The following is a 17,811-nucleotide window of genomic DNA, read 5'->3' on the forward strand; positions in this document are numbered from 1 at the left end:
CGGCGCGCCCACTCGCGGACGTCGTTCAACGCTCGACCGATCGATTCCAGCGCTCGGTCCATGCGGTGCGATGTTGATTGATGGTCGTCCAATCGACCGACGTCAGTTTCGCGATCTGATCGGGACCGTACGGCACGCGCGCGGCGACGTCGGGCGAGAGCTTGACCGTCTTGTTCACGGGGCCTAGCCCGATGTCCTGCGCCTGCATGACCTGCACTTCGGGACTCAGCAGATACTGGATGAACTGCTGTGAGAGCGCGGGCTGCGCGTTTTGCGCCACGACGCATGCGCCCACTTGCAGCGCAACGCCGCCTTCCTTCGGATAAATGAACTTGAGCGGGAAGCCGGTGTTTTGCAGCGCGACCGCGCGACCGCTGCCGTACGGCGCGATGACGACGTCGCCCGATTGCATCAGGCCGTCCATCTCGCCCGGCGTCGGCGCCCACGAAAGCACGTTCGGGGCAACTTCCTTCTTGATCGCGGCGAAGCCCGGATCGATGTTCTTTTCGCCACCGCCGTTCATGCGCGCGAACATGACGAGCGTATGCAGGCCATACGTGTTGGTGATCGGCGGCACGCCCACTTTGCCCTTGAGCCGCGGATCGGCCAGCGCATTCCACGAATCGGGCGCGGGTAGGCCAAGCTTCTTGAAGGCTTGCACGTTGTAGCCGATGCCCGTCGCGACCATGCCGACGCCGACGGCGGTGGGGCCGAGGTGAGCAAGCGGATAGAGATCCTTCATGACGGGCGCATCGTCGAGCTTGCCGCACAGGCCGAGCTGCATGGCTTGATACATCGGACCGTCGTCCATTACCGCCACGTTGATCTGTTCGTGGCCCTTTTGCGCTTGCAGTTTCGCGAGCGTATCGCTCGAATTGCCCGCGACGTAGACGATCTTGACGTTGTGCGACTTCTCGAACGGCGGGTCGATCTTTTGTCGGTAGAGATCCTCGTTCGAGCCGCCCACGTTGGCCACGTATAGCGTTGTTTCCGCGTGAACCGGTGCGCTGACGGCGCACACTCCGGCCAGCGACAGCGCCGCGAGCAGTGCTTGCGGCAGCTTGGAAAAGGCACAGCGGCGGGCACAGCGGCGGGCACAGCGGCGGGCACAGCGGCGGGCATGACGGCGCGGCACTTCGTTCATGACTCTGTCTCCTGTTTATCTCTAGCGATGGTTCGACTTTTGCGTCGATGCATGGGAGTTTCGCTCCGCGCAAGCTATATCTCCAATACGAATAAAATACGGACCTATGCATGGGTGATATGACCTAGGGTCCACCCTTAAATGAAAATCGGGGCCGGTATCGAGGGGGCAAAGATGAACTTGAAGCACGTCGAGGCATTTCGAGCGGTGATGACGGCGGGGTCGATGACGGCGGCGGCCAAGGAGTTGTTCACGTCGCAGCCGAACGTGAGCCGGCTCATTTCGCAACTCGAACGCGAGACCGGGCTCGTGCTGTTTCAGCGCACGGGGGCGCGGCTGATTCCGACGAGCGAAGGGACGGCGTTTTTCCGCGAAGTGGAGCGCGCCTATGTCGGCTTGCAGGGGCTGGCGAATGCGGCCGCGCAGATTCGCAACCTGGGCACGGGGCGGCTACGCATCGCCGCGATGCCTTCGGCCGGACTGACGTTGGTGCCGCGTGCGATCGCCCGCTTCCAGCGCCTGCATCCGGGGGTGACGGTATCGCTGCATATGAATACGTCGGGCACGGTCAATCACTGGACGGCGTCGCAGTTCTGCGACCTGGGCGTGGCCGTGTACGTGAGCGAGGCGTCGAACTGCGACGTCGAGTTGCTATCGACCGCGGCGGCGATGTGCGTGATGCCTGCCGGACATCGTCTTGCGAAGAAATCGCTGATCAAACCTGCGGATCTGCAGGGCGAGTCGTTTATTTCGCTATGTCACGGCGATGGCACGCGTGCGCAAATGGACGAAGTGTTCACGCGTGCGGGAGTGGAACGCGTGATGGCGATCGAGGCGCAATACACGGCGGTGTGCTGCGAGATGGTGCGTTGCGCAATGGGCGTGACGCTCTCGCATCCGCTCGTTGCGCGAGACTTCGCGGGGCCTGAGATCGCGATCCGGCGCTTCTCGCCCGATGTGTTGTTTCCCATCTATTTGCTGTATCCGCCGCACCGGCCGCGCGAGCGGCTCGCGTCGGCGTTCGTCGAGGTGCTGCGCGAGGTGCACGACGAGTTCATGGCGCAGATGAAGGTGCCGCAGCGGGATGGGGGGAGGCGACGCGGCGAGGGCGGGTAGGGGATACTTATTGAATATGACCCCTAATATCCCCGGCCGGATCCCGACGAAAATATTGGAAAATCGGCTCAAGAAACCATTCAGCCTGCCGTTATCGAGAAGATAAGGGTCAATGGGTGCTTCCATGGCGATTGCCGGCAGCCCCAAAACCGTCGTGCACCGTTTCAAGCCAACCGAGAGATTCCATGCAGATCCAGTCAGTCACCTCCACTACGGCTTTTGCGGTTGCCGCGGCCACCGGGACCGCCTCGAGTGCCGGTGGGACGCCCGTTTCGAAGGCTGGCGGCACCGGCGCATCGCCCACCTCGAGTGAAACGTCGACCAGCACGACGGCGTCGTCGAGCGTAGGGACGGGGCGCGCTTCATCCGGCTCGACACCCGTCGTCTCCACTGCGGGTTCGGGCGGCGCAGGCGGTGGCGGGGGATCAGTGTCTTCAAACAGTTCCTCGACGACCGAACTCGACGAGATGACTGCGTTGGCCGCGTCGCTCGAAGCCCAGCTCGCGCAAGCATCGTCCAGTACCGGCAGCGCCGCCGGCGGCACCGACGCCAGCCAGATCAACGAGATCAAAGCCGAACTGCAAAGTGCGCAAAGCGCGTTGAGCGCGGCGCTTCAGGGTTCGAATACCAGCGAGGTGGGCCAGATCTCGACTCAGTTGCAGAGCGCGCAAAGCGCCCTGGCTCAGTTGATGCTGAGCAGCGGCCAGACGACGGGCCTGGTATCGACCAGTGCATAATCGCGCGTATCCGCGCGACATAAAATCAACGCAAGGCGAATGATCTCGTTCAGACGCGCTCCGATTCCCGAATCCAAGCCACACTCATAACGAGGAGTCATCATGTACCGCCATTTCACCCTCATCGCCACCCCGGCGGCTTGTGCGGCCGCGCTGTTCGTTTCCCTGACGCCGAGTCAGGCCTACGCACAAGCTCCAGCGCCCGAGTTGCAGCCGCAGATCATCGACCTGCGCGCGATGACCGACGCGCAGATCGGTCCGCTCGTGCCGCACGTCGGCACGCTGCGCTCCAAGACGCTAGTGGCGACGCCCGACGGTACCGTGGCGGTCCAGTCCGGTGACGTGCCCAAGCACACTCACCAGCATTCGGTGGAGATCCAGTATGTCATCTCCGGCAGCGGCACCTTCTGGCTGGGCGATAAGCCGCGGCACATTCATGCCGGCGATCTGATCATCATTCCGGAGAACACCGTCCACGCCGGCTCGGTGCCGATTCACGGACGCTTCAAGGTGCTGTCGATCAAGCTCCCCCCGCAGCAGCCGGGGGACATGCAAATGGCGCCCTGACCGCGCTCGGGGTTTCGCGCATCGTGTGCCGCTGAGCGGGCTAGCAGCCTTGCCTCGGCACGGATAACGAATGCGGCGCGAGGCGGATCGCGACTAACCGGACACGCTCTCCAGCGTGCTGCCGCGAGTTTCGATCCCGAAGCGCATCACCACGAGCGCCGCCAAAAGAAAACACAGTGCCCCAAAAACAAAGACGCCATCGCTCTTCCAGATGGGAAGAATCAGGCCGATCGCCGTCGGTCCGATCAACGCGCCAATCCGGCCAAGGAATGAGGCGAAGCCGCATCCCGAAGCCCGCGCTCTAGAGGGGTACAACTCGGGCGTATAGGTGTAGAGCACGGCCCACATGCCAAAGGTGAAGAACTGCATCAACGCGCCAGCCGCGATCAGCGTCGACGGGCTCGGACTATGATGCGAAAGGCGGCCGAATGCGAAGATCATGACCGCGCTGCCCACCAGCGTCATGACGCACGTCAGTTTGCGCCCCCATCGTTCAACCGCCCATGCGGCCCATATAAAGCCGGGCACGCCGCCTAGCGATATATAGAGGGTGAACAGCACCGACTTCGTCACGGCGAGCCCTGATTGTTGAAGCAGTGCGCCGAGCCAGGTATTGAGCCCATAGAAGCCAAGCAGCGACAGGAACCACAGTGAGCCGACCGTCAGCGTTCTGCTGCGATAAGCCTTCGACCACAACACCTTGAGACCTTGTTCATCGCGCAGTTCGATCGAAATCGAGCTGGCCTCCGGCAAACGCTCCATCCTCAACCGCGACATCACGGATTGTTCGATCAGCGCGACGATTGCCTCGGCTTCCCCATGACGCCCTCGCGATTCAAGCCACCGCGGCGATTCGGGAACATAGCGACGAACGACGAAGAGAAAGACAGCCGGCATCGATTCGATCAGGAACAAGGTCCTCCAGCCGTGTGTGTCCAGTACATAGTAGGAAAGCAGTCCGGCGCAGATGAACGCCAGCGGCCAATTTCCGTCCATCATCGCGAGATAGCGGCCGCGGCACTTTGTCGGAATGAATTCCGATAGCATGGTTTGCGCGATCGGAAGCTCCATGCCCATGCCGATACCAAGCACCAGCCGGAAGATACCCAATGAGGTCGCATCCGTAGCGGTCGAGCAAAGATAACTGCCCACGCCCCACACGATCATGCTGATCTGAAACACCGGCTTGCGACCGAACCGGTCGGCAGCCGCCCCTGAACACAATGCGCCCAACGCCATGCCCGCGAAGCTCGCGCTACCCAACATGCCGGCCTGTGCACTGCTCAGGCCGAACTCGCTCTTGATGGAGCCGAGAACGAAGGTCATCGTGGCCAGGTCGACGTTGTCGAAGAAAAATGCCAGCGCGATGACGACGAACAGCACGCGGTGGTAGCTGCAAACGGGTAATCGTTCCAGCCGGCTAGCCACGTTGCCGCCGGCCACTTCCATCCTTGTCATCTTCATGCCTGTCTCCTGATCTCATGTATCGATTCGAAAATACGGACACCGGATCGACCGGTGTCGGCACACTCACTATCGAACTTCAAAAGAACAGCGGCTCACGTGAAGATGCCGTCGGATATCGCGTCTACGCCAGCTTGAGAACAGCTGCGATGGGCTTACTTGAAGCGGTTCTTGTCGAAGGCATTCGCGGGCAAGCCCGACAGCGTCGCGCCCGTCGCGAACGGGTAGCGCAGGTAAGGGGCCAGCGGTTGACCGGGTGGAGAGTATTGACCGTCAGCGAGAATGCGCTTCTTCGCCGTCATCTCGTCGATGACGCATCGCATCCCGATGATCTGATTGGCCGCGCCGTCCTCGATCGGTGTGTAGTCTTTCTCCGGCCGAAATTTGTCGAGCGCCTGGTTCTGGTGTGCAATCACGTCTTGTGTCAAATGCATGATGTGCGCCCGGCAGCGAGCGATCACGCTGTAGTACTCGAGACTCGTGTTTTGACCTTTGGGCGCTTTGAGCAGCGCCACCGGTCGATCTACTTCGATAGTCAGATGCGGATTGGCCTGGATCGCCGCGGCGAATTTGCCGAACCGAGAGCAGTGAATCAGGAACGCGTCGCCGATGAACGTAAAGCTCAGTGCCGCGATATAGGGATACGGATCGTCGTGAACAGCGGCTCGGCAGATCAATTCGTCTTTCAGGAATTTTTCAATCGCGGGCCAATCGGTCCATGCGAGGTCGGTCCGGCGCATCTCTGCGCGCAAGTAGGTTGGATGCATGTCAATGTACCGGTGAAGGAGTGAGTTGAACGATATCGGCGCGTCCCGGGCCAACGCCGACTCCGACGATCGGACACCCCACGTGCCGTTCGATGAACTGGAGCAACGCTTCGAGACTCGCGGGGATATCGGTGATAGCGGCAACGGCGGGAGTGGTGGACGGCCTCGCCGTGCGATCCAACGGCTCGAACGCGGAAAACTCCGCGATCACGGGTCGCAGTCCGATGGCTTCGGCGCGATACTCGACGATCACAGGGATAATGCCCTTCGGCGTTTTACCGAAGTACGTGAGGCAATCGCATTTGTTGATGAACAACTCGTCGATCCCATGAAGCGCGACGACGCGCCGGATCTGCGGCAAGTCGAGCAGGCCAATGCGCCGCGGGCGCCCGCTTCCCGTGCCGTATTCTCCCGTCAGAACGCGCAGGGCGACACCCGTGGCAAAGTCGTCGCCGCAGGCAAGCAATGCTTCGACGTCGGCCGTCTGCCGCTCTTCGCTCTGGCCGATTCCTTTCGACGCAGCGTCGGTGCAATATCGCTCCGAGCGCTCACCACCGAGTTCCGCGGGGAATGGGCCGGCGCCGACGCGAGAAACGACGGCTTTGACGATACCAATGGATTTGCGATGGAATTGACACGGTAGGTCGCCGCCTACATACGCATAGGCGGGCCCGGTATGACTGGACGTGACGAATGGCTGATCGCCGTGCACCAAGTCGAGCATCACGGACTGAGCGCCTTCGAAAAGCACCCGCGCGCCGTCGGCAACCTTGTCCGTCAGGAATAGATCGTTTTCCGAAACGAAATGCCGGACGCGCTCCCACGCGGCTCTCATCGACGCAAACACTTCCAGCCATATCGCCTCGCTCGCTTCGTCGCGCGTCGCCTGGAATCCTTCCGAATCCGAATTCGCCTGCATCATCGCGAAGGCGTGATCCTCGTCGCGCAGGAGGTCGCGCAACTGCACCGCGGTGCGCTCTTTCCCGCGCATGCGGGCCGCGAGGCCGGCATAACATGGCCCGATGCCGTTGCCTGTCGTACCGATGTCCCGCCCCTGCGCGCGATCCGCAAGAATGTGGATCGGCTGAATCACGGCACTGCGATGGCTGACGAAAAGCCGGCCGTCGAGTTGAGCGCCCTGGGCGGTCAGCGCTTCGATCTCCGCGGCGAGCTTGACGATGTTGACCGTGCATCCCGAGCCGATATAGAGCAGCTTGCCGGGATGGAATGCGCCCGACGGCACTTGCATGAGCCTTGCGGCGCCATGCGGCGTGACGATCGTATGCCCGGCATTCGCGCCGCCGTTGAAACGGGCGATGATGTCGTACTGGTCGGCAAGCATATCGACGATCTTGGCCTTTCCCTCGTCGCCATACTGCAGCCCGACCAATACGTCAGCGTATCCGGAGCGCTCGCCCATTTCAGCCCTCCAACGCAAACGTCGCTTCGACTTCCACGGATGCATTGAGAGGCAAGCTTGCCACGCCGATCGCGATTCTCGCGTGCGACCCACGCTCGCCGAAGATCTGGGTGACGAGCTCGGATGCCGCATTGACGACGACCGGCGCATCGGCGAAGCCCTCCGATGTCGCGACAAACCCGCCGAGTCGCAAGACCTGTCCAATCCGATTCAGGTTCCCTTGCGTCGCGTGGTGTGCCCACGCCAGGATGTTGATCACGCAGAGTCGCGCCGCGCCTTGAGCGTCGGAAACCGACCTCACGTCAGGCACTTTGCCGGTAAACATTGCCTTGCCGTCGCGCACGGGCAACTGTCCGGAAACGATCAACTGATTGTTGAAAAGGACATAAGGACGGAACGCGGCGACGGGAATGGCGAGCGTCGGCAGGGTGATGCCCGCTTCGCGAATGCGATCGTAGATTGTCATTGCAGCTCCTGTGTTTGCCGCCCACGCGGCATTCACGATCACTATGAACAATCAGCGCACTGCGGGCTCTCGCGACAATGCCGAGATTCGTTGCGATGACGCCATTCTGCGATGAGCGAGAAGCGGCATTGCCGCTGCGCGTCAGTCGACGTCCTTGGAGCGAAAGTACTCCGTCGGGCTGCTGCCGAGCGCTTTGCGGAACATCGCGCTGAACGCGCTTGGACTGTCGTAGCCGAGTTCGGTGGCGATTTCGGTCACATGGCGACCATTGGCAAGCATCTGCACGGCGGCGAGCAAACGGGCCTGCTGCCTCCAGCGCGTAAACGTCATGCCTGTTTCTTCCGGGAACAGTCTGATGATCGTGCGTGCGCTCGCTCCGACCACCTTGCTCCAGGAGGCGACCGACGTTTCCTCGGCCGGATTTGCGATGATCCAGCGGCAAATGCGTGCGATGCGTGTATCAGCCGGCATCGGCAGATGAAGCGGTTCGATCTGCAGCGGTTTGATCTCGTGAAACAGCAACTCGACCACCAAAGCATCGCGTCCGTGTTCGTTGTAGTCGACCGGCATTTTGACGACGGAGGAGATCAACTCGCGCAGCAGGGGCGAGATGGAGATCACGCAACACGCGGTCGAGCTAAGCGGCGTGCGTTCCGGATCGAAGTAGAGCGTGCGCATCTCGATGCGCCCGATTGCCTGCATGCAATGGCGTACCCGAGGTGGAACCCAGACGGCGCGCTGCGGCGGCACGATCCACGACCCGCTTTCAGCGGTGACGAGAATGGAGCCCGCGTAGGCGTAGATCAACTGGCCTCGCCGGTGTTCGTGATAGTCGATGAAGAACCTATCTGGCAGATCACGCGCCATCCCGCCAACTGGCCGCTCGATGAGTTGATAGTCATCCCGGTCTTCGCTCTTTCCGAACATGGCGTGTCCCCAATCAATGTTGTCACTTGCGCGCGCGCGAGCCAGCCCACGGCACCTGTAATTTACGGAGTGAGACGCGGACGCCCGAATGTTCGCTTACTCCTTCAACGCACTTTCAGTGAGGTACAGGATGCCGGTTTACCGTTCGTTTGATCAAGAGGCTTTGGATCAGCAATACAATGTTCGCGCTGGGATTGCGAATCATCTGGACATATTCGCTCGCTGGACGAAAACGAGCGCGGAGTTTCGACGCGAGCATGCGGTCACCGAAAACGTACGCTACGGTGCCGATGAAAAACAAACATTCGATTTGTTCCCCGTGAAGGATAAAGGACGTCCGGTCCTCGTTTTCATTCACGGCGGCTACTGGCAGTCGCTCGATAAATCCGACTTCAGTACGGTGGCGTTGCCTTACCTGGAAGCGAACATCAATGTGGTCGTCGTGAATTATCGACTCGCGCCTTCGGTGCGAATGGGCGATATCGTGCTCGACAACACCAACGCTGTCGCTCATCTTTACCGCAATGCCGATGCGCTGGGTGTAGACCGCGATGCAATTTTCGTTTCGGGAAGCTCGGCGGGCGGCCACTTGACTGCGATGCTCGCCGGCACCGACTGGACCAGACACGATCTTCCCGATAACGTCGTGAAAGGCGCTTGCGCGATCAGCGGCCTTTACGATTTGGAACCGATCCGGCTGTGCTACTTGAACAACGCGGTCAAACTCGATGTGCGAGAAGTGAACGACTTCAGCCCCAAGTTTCATCTACCGTCGACGGTGCTGCCGTTCATCCTTACCGTCGGTGGGGACGAGTCCGATGAATTCCATCGATTGCAGGCTGAGTACCAGACGCTTCTGAACAACCGGGGTTTCGATGTGCGGATCGTCCGACAACAGGACGGGCATCATTTCGATGCCGTCGATCGACTCGGAGAAGTGGGAGGCGCGCTTTCGCAGGCCGTCATCGATATGATCGGTGTTTGATTCTGAAGGCGTTGAGTGGCCGGCTACGTGTCCGACCATCGCGATCTGCTCGAGGCAGCGCACCATGAACCCACTATATGCCCAACGCCCCGGTGACCACGCGCCCTATTTCAACCGGGGGCATTATTTAGCGGAGCGTTACAGGCGTGAAAAAGCATCCTGGCGCGACGCGGTTTTTTCGTTGTGTCCGTTACGTTGTAATAGACCGAGATAAAGCAGTAGCCCGGCAGCGGGTATGGACGTCTAGGCTTGATTTCGTTGTTCAAACGAAGGAGAGATACCGATGCTCAGTCCTCACGAAATCTCGGCGTTGCTGCTGCTGAACGATAAGCCGGTTTCCGCGCGGCGCATCGACGAAAACCTCGCGGCATTGCAGCGGTATCGGCTCGTCTTTGTCGACGAGTGCGACGACGTGTCCGTCCTGCACTTGACGCAGCGCGGCCGTGTCATGCTCGATCGGCTGCTGGGAGGGCCGAAAGAGGGAAGCTAACGGACGCGGCGCACCAAAAGGAATGGCGCCGCAGGCTAAGGGCCTGCGGCGCCATTGCGTGGCGCTACCGCGAGAACAGCACGCCGCGGCGCGGCGGCACGCTTACATCGTCACGGTGTCGGCCACTGCCTTGAAGTCCTCGATCTGGTCGAAGTTCATGTACTTGTAGATCTTGTCGCCGTTGGCGTTGAGCACGCCCATATCGGCCATGTACTCGTCCTTGGTCGGGATCTTGCCCAGACGCGAGCAGATTGCCGCCAGTTCCGCCGAGCCGAGGTACACGTTCGTGTTCTTGCCCAGGCGGTTCGGGAAGTTGCGGGTCGAGGTCGACATGACCGTCGCGCCTTCGCGCACCTGCGCTTGGTTGCCCATGCACAGCGAGCAGCCCGGCATTTCGGTACGGGCGCCGGCCGTGCCGAAGACGCCGTAGTGGCCTTCCTCGGTTAGCTGCTTCTGGTCCATCTTGGTCGGCGGAGCCACCCACAGCTTGACCGGGATGTCGCGCTTACCCTCCAGCAACTTCGACGCGGCACGGAAGTGACCGATGTTGGTCATGCACGAGCCGATGAACACTTCGTCGATCTTGGCACCCGCCACGTCCGACAGCGTTTTCACGTCGTCCGGATCATTCGGGCAAGCCACGATCGGCTCGTGGATATCGGCGAGGTCGATCTCGATGACGGCCGCGTACTCGGCGTCGGCATCCGGCGACAGCAGTTGCGGGTCGGCCAGCCATTGCTCCATCGCCGTGACGCGGCGCTGCAGGCTGCGCGGATCCTGGTAGCCCTCGGCGATCATCCACTTCAGCAGCGTGACGTTGCTGTTCAGGTATTCGATGATCGGCGCCTTATTCAGGTGGACCGTGCAACCGGCGGCCGAGCGCTCGGCCGAGGCATCCGACAATTCGAACGCTTGCTCGACCTTCAGATCGGGCAGGCCTTCGATTTCGAGAATGCGGCCCGAGAAGATGTTCTTCTTGCCTTGTTTGGCAACCGTCAGCATGCCTTGCTTGATCGCGTACAGCGGAATCGCATTGACGAGGTCACGCAGGGTCACGCCAGGCTGCATCTTGCCTTTGAAGCGGACCAGCACCGATTCCGGCATGTCTAGCGGCATCGTGCCGGTGGCGGCCGCAAAGGCGACCAGGCCCGAACCGGCCGGGAAGCTGATGCCGATCGGGAAGCGCGTGTGCGAGTCGCCGCCGGTGCCCACGGTGTCGGGCAGCAGCATGCGGTTCAGCCACGAGTGGATCACGCCGTCGCCCGGGCGCAGCGCGATGCCGCCACGGGTGCTGATGAAGTTGGGCAGGGTCTGATGAGTCTTCACGTCCACCGGCTTCGGATAAGCGGCCGTGTGGCAGAACGACTGCATGACGAGGTCGGCCGAGAAGCCCAGGCACGCCAGGTCTTTGAGCTCGTCGCGGGTCATGGGGCCCGTGGTGTCCTGCGAGCCGACCGAGGTCATTTTCGGTTCGCAATACGCGCCCGGTCGGACGCCCTGGCCTTCCGGCAGGCCGCAGGCGCGGCCGACCATCTTCTGGGCCAGCGAGAAGCCCTTGCCGCTGTCGGCCGGCTGGTGCGGCAGGCGGAACAGCGTCGACGGAGCGAGACCCAAGGCTTCACGTGCCTTGGCGGTCAATCCACGGCCGACGATCAAGGGAATGCGGCCGCCGGCGCGCACTTCATCGAACAGCACGTCGGACCTGACCTGAAACTCGGCGATCACTTCGCCGTTCTTCAAGGCCTTGCCGTCGTATGGGCGCAGTTCGACGACGTCGCCCATTTCCATCTTCGACACGTCGAGTTCGATCGGCAGGGCGCCGGCGTCTTCCATCGTGTTGTAGAAGATCGGGGCGATCTTGCCGCCCAGGCATACGCCGCCGAAGCGCTTGTTCGGGACGAAGGGGATGTCTTCACCCGTGAACCACAGCACCGAATTGGTGGCCGACTTGCGCGAGGAGCCGGTGCCGACCACGTCGCCCACGTACGCCACCAGGTGGCCTTTTTCCTTCAGCGATTCAATGAACTTGACCGGGCCACGCTTGCCGTCCTCTTCCGGCGTGATACCGGGGCGGGCGTTCTTCAGCATCGCCAGCGCGTGCATCGGGATGTCCGGGCGGGTGGTGGCATCCGGGGCCGGGGATAGGTCGTCGGTGTTGGTTTCGCCCGTCACCTTGAAGACAGTGATGGTCAGACTTGGCGGTACTTCCGGACGGCTGGTGAACCACTCGGCGTCGGCCCAGCTTTGCATCACGGCCTTGGCGTGGGCGTTGCCCTGTTCGGCCAACTCCTTGACGTCGTGGAACTGGTCGAACATCAGGAGGGTTTTCTTCAGCGCATCGGCGGCCACGGCGGCTACGCCGGCGTCGGACAGCAGCGCGATCAGCGGCTCGATGTTGTAGCCGCCCAGCATCGTGCCGAGCAATTCGGTGGCGCGCTCGCGCGAGATCAGCGCGCAGACGGTCTGGCCTTTGGCCACAGCGGCCAGGAAGCCCGCTTTCACGCGGGCCGCTTCGTCCACGCCGGCGGGCACGCGGTGGGTAATCAGGTCGAGCAGGGCCTGCTCTTCGCCGGCAGGCGGATTCGTCAGCAGTTCCACCAGTTCGGCGGTCTGCTGAGCCGTCAGCGGCAGGGGGGGAATACCGAGCGCGGCGCGGGCGGCCACGTGAGCACGAAAGTTTTCAAGCATGGGGGACCTGCTCATATTGCGTTTGAGGGGAAGGCTTTTCAGGCACTCCGGGCGGTTCCGGGCACTGCTTCGGTCGCGAAGTCTAGTCGCAATATCGTGCGAAGTCAAATGTCTTATGTCTTATATAAGAGTTAAAAGTCATCGCTATGGGAGTGAATCGTACTTTTCGTGCGAAGCCGGGCTACTTACCTGAGTGCCTTGTCGCACAAGGCACTCAGGGCAATTCTGGCTCTTGTCGGCGGAAGCGGAGATGATCGGCGGCAAGCCGTTGTTACTCCATGCACTCAGGCGCAAGCGGCGAGCGGATCATCGATCCGACACGGCAGGTTGCGAGACGATCGTCGAGGTTGGCTCGTTCTCCGGGCGGGCTCCCGTTTTCCGAAAGAGGCTCGCACCGGCGCCGAATAATGCGAGCAGCGAGCCAATGGACGTAGCGACGATCGCCGCCCTTTCATGGGCGAACCCGAATGCGAGCGCGACGACGACAGCGCCGATAGACTGGCCGAGCAGGCGGCCCATCGACTGCAATCCGGACGCGCCTGCGCTGCGTGCTCGTGGCGCGCTGCCCATGATGACGCGATTGTTCGGCGACTGAAACAAGCCGAAGCCGAGGCCGCATAGCGCCAAACGCCAACCGATGTCGAGTGGGGAGGGCGCATGGCCGATCCAGCAGAGCGAGCCGAGGCCCGTACCCAGCAGGACGAGGCCGACGCAACTGATGCGTTCGGCCGGCATGCGATCGGAGAGTCGGCCTGCGAGCGGGGCGATCAGTGCCGTCACGACGGGCCAGGGCGTCATGAGTAGCCCGGTTTGGGTTTCGGAATGGCCGAGCGTTTGCTCGAAATAGAACGGCAGCGCGACGAAGGCTATTGTTTGGGCCGCGAACGAGCAGATCGACGTGACCATCGACAACGAAAAGACGCGCATTCTCAAGAGATCGATCGGCAACATCGGTTCAGCGAGACGGTTCTCGCGCCGAATGAAGACGACACCGACGGCCAACGCGGCACCGATCACCTCGATGCCGCGTTGCGCCGAGCCGGCGTTGCTCAGCGTAGCGAGCCCCGAAATCAACAAGCCGAACGTAACTGCATTGAGAAACGCGCTCAGCAAGTTCAGGCGCTTGCCGGAGGTTGGGGTGATCGGCAGCGAACGCGCGCCGATTGCCAGTGCCACGAGGCCGAGCGGCACGTTGACGAGGAACAGCCACTGCCAGTGCGCGACGGAGAGGATGGCCGACGCGATGCTCGGCCCTGCTGCCGAAGAGACGGCGACAACGAGCGATGCGTAGCCGACGCCGACGCCGAGCATCGATTTCGGATAGATGATCCGAACGAGAGCGATGTTCACGCTCATGATGCCGGCTGCACCGACGCCCTGGACGACGCGCGCCAACGTCAGCACAGGCAGCGTATGCGCGTTGGCACAGGCGAGCGAAGCCGCGGCAAACACGGCGAGTCCCCACCAATAGATGCGTTTGTATCCGATGATGTCGCCGAGCACGGCGAGCGGCAGCAACAACACCGTGATCGCGAGCTGGTACGCGTTGATGACCCAGATGGCTTGCGCGGGCGAGACCGACAGGTCATGGCCGATCGTCGGCAATGCGACGCTCACGAGCGAACTGTCGAGAACGGCCATCGTGATGGCGATCGAAATCGTGATGAAAGCGAAGCAGCGTTGCGGATTGGGCAAGCCGTCTGTCATCGGGTGTGGGGCGGTGTTCTGTTCTCTCATCTTGATGGCTATCTGCATAGATTTATCGCGCGCACTACGTCGGCAGAGAATCTCTTCTCCTATTTTTGGTGGATGAGTGATTCGAGATTTGAGGCGTGCTGATTAGCATTCATTCACCTTGCCCGAAAAATGTCGAGCAATTATGCCAAAAACAACTTATCGATCAAGGCAAGTGTTTATACCGGTATTATCTGTAATGGTTTCGGAGGAATGTTTTATCGCCAACAAAAATAAAAAAGGCGCCAGTGGCGCCTTGTTTCTTATTGCTCGATGCGCCGACCGCTCTGCTCGATGATGAAGCAAGGCGGCCGGCGGCGGTGAAGCGTTATTTCGCGGCGGTACTCAACGGGGCGCCGACATACTTGAGTTGGTCGATCTCTTGAGGGCCGGTATCCGGATCATCTAGCGTCGGCGTGATATGCCCAACGAACAAACCCATGCTGACGGTGGTACGCACGTATTTCGTGTCGCCGGCATGAAGCGTGAACTTAATGTCGCGCTTCACCTCGGTCGAGGTCGAGACCGTGTATTCGCCCGGCTCTTCATCAACGAAGAAGAAACCGCCAGGGATCGAACGTCCGACGACCTTATCGTTGAGCTTGATTTCAGGCTGGATCGCCGATCCACCAAAGTTACCCGGGCGGAAGAAATAGATGCGACCGTGATCGGGGGGGAGCGTAGGGATGGCGGATGCTACGTCCTTGTACTGCGGGCCCGATGCGCAGCCTGCGGCGAGCAACGCCGCACCGGTTGAAATCAATAGCGTTCGATAAAACTTATTCATTCAAGGGTCTCCATGAACCAGAAGGTGCTCGGCGGTGCGGCCCCTATATTCCGTCTGTCCCGAGCACCCCTGGTTTACGGCGGTGCAGCGCCAATTCTTTAGGGGGTATTCAATTCGGGGTGCTTCGACTGCACCCGAGCCAGCGCGTCGGTCATGAGACGATTTACTCGATGATTTACACCGATATGCGCGGCCCGCCCAAACCGGTCATGATTGAAGCCTTGTGTCAGGAAGGGCTTTCAGTCATTTCGGCGGAAAACGAATCTCGGAGCATTGCCTCTCGGCGAGGATCGCGCCTCGCTCGACTTCGGAGGCCGAATCAATCAAACCCCGCTGCTCTAGAAACCGCAGGAATGCGCGGGTAGAGACTTTACGGCAACTGTCATTTATTTTGATTGAGCTCGCGCCGCACGGCAACGTGCCGAATTTATCACGCATCGATGCGCAGCGCCGACAGCAGGGGGCCTAGATAGTCGGCGTATTTCTGCCAACGCCCCTTCGAGGCGGTGTAGATCGGCTGGCGGACCTGGTTGACGCTGGCGGTGCGGACCACGCGCCGTGTCTGATGAAAGTGCAGGCAGGCCTCGTCCCACTGTAGGCCAAGAAAGGCGATAAGCCGCCTGGCTTGGCTCTCGAGATCGTCCACCACGGCCTCGTAATCGATCTCGATCAAGCGCTGGGGCGGCAACACGTTGCGCCAATGCGCCATCAGCGCCTCGTAGCTGCGGTAGAACACACCGAGTTCGGTCTGATCGTAGGTGAACAGTTGTTCGCCGGCGAATTGCTTGGTGTAGCAGGACAGGCAGGTGTCGACCGGATTGCGCCGGCAATGGATGATGCGCGCACCGGGCAGTATCGCTGCGACCAGTCCGGCGTAAAAGAAATTGGCCGGCATCTTATCGACCAGGCGCGGGCGGCCTTCGGCCAATGGAGTCACCCGAGCCAGATAGGCGTGACCCAGGCGCTCGACGTCATCGGATGTCATGCTGTCGAGCGAGTCGGGAAACGTACCGTGGCTTTCGATGACGAGACGCAGCGCCGACAACTCGCCGGCACCCGTGACCTGCGGGTGCGAGGACATGATCTGTTCGACCAGTGTTGTGCCCGAACGCGGCATGCCGATCACGAACACCGGCAGATCCGACTGGGCTCCAGCTCCCTGGAACTGAGCTAGGCGATCGGGCGTGAATGTCGCGGCGGTGCGTTTCATCCACGTGGCCGCGGCGTCGACGTCATACGTGAAACTTGCGCGCTTCTGGCGGTTGCCGATATCGAGGTGGTGGAACGCACGTTGCGCGTCGCCGATGTCCAGATAGGCCTTACCCAGCGCGAAATGCATGTCGGTCCCATCGGATAACGGGCGTTGCTCGCTTTCGGCAAGCCACGCTTCCATCCGCTGGATATCCGGGTCGTTCGCGCTGAACGTTTTGATATCGGCCCTACCCGCCAGTGCACGCACGGAATCGGGGAACCTCTCCTGCACGCGGTCGAAGGCCGTCAGCGCATCGTCCTTGCGGCCAGCTTCCATCAGCAGCATGGCCTGCCCGATCAACGCATCTTCGGCCACTGTGCCCGGTAGCGCAGCCGATGTCTCGAAGGCCGCCATCGCCTCGTCGTGTCTGGCCAAGCTCTGCAACACTTGCCCCAGCACGTTGTGGGCATCGGCCCGGCCCGGCGCGAGGGCCACCGCTTGACGCGCACAGGCGAGCGCTTCGTCGTAGCGCTCGATTTGCCGTAGTACCCGCGCACGTGCGATCAGGCCTTGCGGATGCGCGGGTGCGAAGCCGTGCAACGCATCCAGCACAGCCAGCGCGGAGGCGTAGTGCAGGTAAGAGGATTCGACTTCGGCCAGATTCAGATACGCGTCCACCAGATGCGGGGCGAGATCGATTGCCGTGCGCGCTTCGCTGACCGCCTGCGCGTAATGTCCTAAGGAGCCGAGCAGAAACGAGAGGTTGCTGTGCGCACTGGCACAAGACGGATTGAGCTTCAGCGCATGGCGGTAATGCACTTCGGCACGATCCATCCGCCTCATACGTCCGTAGGTATTGCCTAGATTGTTGTGCGCTTCGGCCCAGTCGGGTTGAAGCGCCACCGCCCGCTCCAGGCACGCAAGGCTCTGTTCCAGCTTGCCGGCCTCCTGCAGCAGGATGCCCAGGTTGTTCCAACCGGACACCAAGGTCGGGTCCATTGTCACCGCGCGCCGGGCGGCTTCTTCACCTTCGGTCAACATGCCCTTCTGGCGCAATAGCTCGGCCAGGTCGCTCGAATAGACTGCGGGTGCGCGCGGGGCGAGGCACGCTTGGCGCAGATGACGGATCGCCAGATCCAGATTGCCGAGAGCGTGCGCCATCAGTCCGAGCATGTGTAAGGCCTCGGCGTGGCCGGGCCATGCGGCCAGCACCTGCAGGCACAATTGTTCGGCCTGGTCCGCTTGGCCGGCGTTCCAGTGGGCGCGAGCCTGGCTCAGCGCTGCCGGAATGTTCATCGCGTCGGGCGATATCGGCGCGCTCGACATG

16 protein-coding genes are annotated in these 17,811 nt (G+C 61.5%); 5 read left to right on the plus strand and 11 right to left on the minus strand.

Going from position 1 to position 17,811, the window contains the following annotated elements; translation table 11 throughout:
* Window positions 1–25: 25 nt before the first annotated feature.
* Window positions 26–1,144 (minus strand): ABC transporter substrate-binding protein, encoded by a 1,119-nt coding sequence (locus tag J3485_RS05210; protein ID WP_206951490.1) that lies wholly within the window; start codon window positions 1,142–1,144, stop codon window positions 26–28.
* A gap of 174 nt (window positions 1,145–1,318) precedes the next feature.
* On the opposite strand from J3485_RS05210, the gene J3485_RS05215 reads away from it, so the two are divergent.
* Window positions 1,319–2,260, plus strand: coding sequence for a LysR substrate-binding domain-containing protein (locus J3485_RS05215; protein WP_206951491.1), 942 nt, complete (start codon window positions 1,319–1,321; stop codon window positions 2,258–2,260).
* Window positions 2,261–2,369: 109 nt separating this feature from the next.
* Here J3485_RS05215 and J3485_RS05220 read toward each other — a convergent pair whose 3' ends face one another.
* Window positions 2,370–2,651, minus strand: coding sequence for a hypothetical protein (locus J3485_RS05220; RefSeq protein ID WP_206951492.1), 282 nt, complete (start codon window positions 2,649–2,651; stop codon window positions 2,370–2,372).
* Window positions 2,652–2,688: 37 nt separating this feature from the next.
* Here J3485_RS05220 and J3485_RS05225 point away from each other — a divergent pair, with 37 nt between their 5' ends.
* Both J3485_RS05225 and J3485_RS05230 read left to right on the plus strand, forming a co-directional pair.
* Complete coding sequence (locus J3485_RS05225; RefSeq protein WP_206951493.1) at window positions 2,689–2,997, plus strand: hypothetical protein; 309 nt, start codon at window positions 2,689–2,691, stop codon at window positions 2,995–2,997.
* A gap of 102 nt (window positions 2,998–3,099) precedes the next feature.
* Window positions 3,100–3,564: a cupin domain-containing protein gene (locus tag J3485_RS05230; RefSeq protein WP_206951494.1), complete on the plus strand. Its 465-nt coding sequence runs from the start codon at window positions 3,100–3,102 to the stop codon at window positions 3,562–3,564.
* A 93-nt stretch (window positions 3,565–3,657) separates the two neighbouring features.
* On the opposite strand, the gene J3485_RS05235 is transcribed toward J3485_RS05230, so the two are convergent.
* From J3485_RS05235 to J3485_RS05255, 5 genes are all read right to left on the minus strand, one after another.
* Window positions 3,658–5,028, minus strand: coding sequence for an MFS transporter (locus J3485_RS05235; RefSeq protein ID WP_374192407.1), 1,371 nt, complete (start codon window positions 5,026–5,028; stop codon window positions 3,658–3,660).
* Window positions 5,029–5,183: 155 nt separating this feature from the next.
* Window positions 5,184–5,795 carry a pyridoxamine 5'-phosphate oxidase family protein gene (locus J3485_RS05240; protein ID WP_206951495.1) on the minus strand — a complete coding sequence of 204 codons (612 nt, stop codon included), beginning with the start codon at window positions 5,793–5,795 and terminating at the stop codon, window positions 5,184–5,186.
* A gap of 1 nt (window position 5,796) precedes the next feature.
* Window positions 5,797–7,215, minus strand: coding sequence for an adenylosuccinate synthetase (locus J3485_RS05245; protein ID WP_206951496.1), 1,419 nt, complete (start codon window positions 7,213–7,215; stop codon window positions 5,797–5,799).
* A 1-nt stretch (window position 7,216) separates the two neighbouring features.
* Entirely contained in the window at window positions 7,217–7,681 is a 465-nt protein-coding gene (locus J3485_RS05250; RefSeq protein WP_206951497.1) for a RidA family protein, read from the minus strand.
* A gap of 141 nt (window positions 7,682–7,822) precedes the next feature.
* Window positions 7,823–8,608: an AraC family transcriptional regulator gene (locus J3485_RS05255; protein ID WP_206951498.1), complete on the minus strand. Its 786-nt coding sequence runs from the start codon at window positions 8,606–8,608 to the stop codon at window positions 7,823–7,825.
* Between the two features lie 130 nt (window positions 8,609–8,738).
* Between J3485_RS05255 and J3485_RS05260 the strand changes: the two genes are divergently transcribed.
* Together J3485_RS05260 and J3485_RS05265 are read left to right on the plus strand one after the other, a co-directional pair.
* Window positions 8,739–9,593: an alpha/beta hydrolase gene (locus J3485_RS05260; RefSeq protein ID WP_206955658.1), complete on the plus strand. Its 855-nt coding sequence runs from the start codon at window positions 8,739–8,741 to the stop codon at window positions 9,591–9,593.
* A 283-nt stretch (window positions 9,594–9,876) separates the two neighbouring features.
* Window positions 9,877–10,083 carry a hypothetical protein gene (locus J3485_RS05265; protein WP_206951499.1) on the plus strand — a complete coding sequence of 69 codons (207 nt, stop codon included), beginning with the start codon at window positions 9,877–9,879 and terminating at the stop codon, window positions 10,081–10,083.
* 102 nt (window positions 10,084–10,185) lie between these two features.
* Here the strand turns inward: J3485_RS05265 and acnB are convergent, their stop codons facing one another.
* The 4 genes from acnB to J3485_RS05285 all read right to left on the minus strand — a co-directional run bounded on the left by acnB (window position 10,186) and on the right by J3485_RS05285 (window position 17,810).
* Window positions 10,186–12,771 carry a bifunctional aconitate hydratase 2/2-methylisocitrate dehydratase gene (gene acnB, locus J3485_RS05270; protein ID WP_206951500.1) on the minus strand — a complete coding sequence of 862 codons (2,586 nt, stop codon included), beginning with the start codon at window positions 12,769–12,771 and terminating at the stop codon, window positions 10,186–10,188.
* Window positions 12,772–13,077: 306 nt separating this feature from the next.
* Window positions 13,078–14,526 (minus strand): MFS transporter, encoded by a 1,449-nt coding sequence (locus tag J3485_RS05275; RefSeq protein WP_242538489.1) that lies wholly within the window; start codon window positions 14,524–14,526, stop codon window positions 13,078–13,080.
* 307 nt (window positions 14,527–14,833) lie between these two features.
* Window positions 14,834–15,292, minus strand: a complete 459-nt coding sequence (locus J3485_RS05280) for a DUF2846 domain-containing protein (RefSeq protein WP_206951501.1) — start codon at window positions 15,290–15,292, stop codon at window positions 14,834–14,836.
* Between the two features lie 430 nt (window positions 15,293–15,722).
* Window positions 15,723–17,810 (minus strand): tetratricopeptide repeat-containing sulfotransferase family protein, encoded by a 2,088-nt coding sequence (locus J3485_RS05285; RefSeq protein ID WP_374192408.1) that lies wholly within the window; start codon window positions 17,808–17,810, stop codon window positions 15,723–15,725.
* Window position 17,811 lies beyond the last annotated feature (1 nt).

It is taken from the genome of Trinickia acidisoli, assembly GCF_017315725.1.
In the GTDB taxonomy this organism is placed as follows: Bacteria; Pseudomonadota; Gammaproteobacteria; order Burkholderiales; family Burkholderiaceae; genus Trinickia; species Trinickia acidisoli.

Excerpts from the sequence above, each read along its gene's own strand:
- J3485_RS05210 (WP_206951490.1), bottom strand. The coding sequence starts at position 1,144 with ATGAACGAAGTGCCGCGCCGTCATGCCCGCCGCTGTGCCCGCCGCTGT.
- J3485_RS05215 (WP_206951491.1), top strand. The coding sequence starts at position 1,319 with ATGAACTTGAAGCACGTCGAGGCATTTCGAGCGGTGATGACGGCGGGG.
- J3485_RS05230 (WP_206951494.1), top strand. The coding sequence starts at position 3,100 with ATGTACCGCCATTTCACCCTCATCGCCACCCCGGCGGCTTGTGCGGCC.
- J3485_RS05235 (WP_374192407.1), bottom strand. The coding sequence starts at position 5,028 with ATGAAGATGACAAGGATGGAAGTGGCCGGCGGCAACGTGGCTAGCCGG.
- J3485_RS05240 (WP_206951495.1), bottom strand. The coding sequence starts at position 5,795 with ATGCATCCAACCTACTTGCGCGCAGAGATGCGCCGGACCGACCTCGCA.
- J3485_RS05245 (WP_206951496.1), bottom strand. The coding sequence starts at position 7,215 with ATGGGCGAGCGCTCCGGATACGCTGACGTATTGGTCGGGCTGCAGTAT.
- J3485_RS05250 (WP_206951497.1), bottom strand. The coding sequence starts at position 7,681 with ATGACAATCTACGATCGCATTCGCGAAGCGGGCATCACCCTGCCGACG.
- J3485_RS05255 (WP_206951498.1), bottom strand. The coding sequence starts at position 8,608 with ATGTTCGGAAAGAGCGAAGACCGGGATGACTATCAACTCATCGAGCGG.
- J3485_RS05260 (WP_206955658.1), top strand. The coding sequence starts at position 8,739 with ATGCCGGTTTACCGTTCGTTTGATCAAGAGGCTTTGGATCAGCAATAC.
- J3485_RS05265 (WP_206951499.1), top strand. The coding sequence starts at position 9,877 with ATGCTCAGTCCTCACGAAATCTCGGCGTTGCTGCTGCTGAACGATAAG.
- acnB (WP_206951500.1), bottom strand. The coding sequence starts at position 12,771 with ATGCTTGAAAACTTTCGTGCTCACGTGGCCGCCCGCGCCGCGCTCGGT.
- J3485_RS05275 (WP_242538489.1), bottom strand. The coding sequence starts at position 14,526 with ATGCAGATAGCCATCAAGATGAGAGAACAGAACACCGCCCCACACCCG.
- J3485_RS05280 (WP_206951501.1), bottom strand. The coding sequence starts at position 15,292 with ATGAATAAGTTTTATCGAACGCTATTGATTTCAACCGGTGCGGCGTTG.
- J3485_RS05285 (WP_374192408.1), bottom strand. The coding sequence starts at position 17,810 with ATGTCGAGCGCGCCGATATCGCCCGACGCGATGAACATTCCGGCAGCG.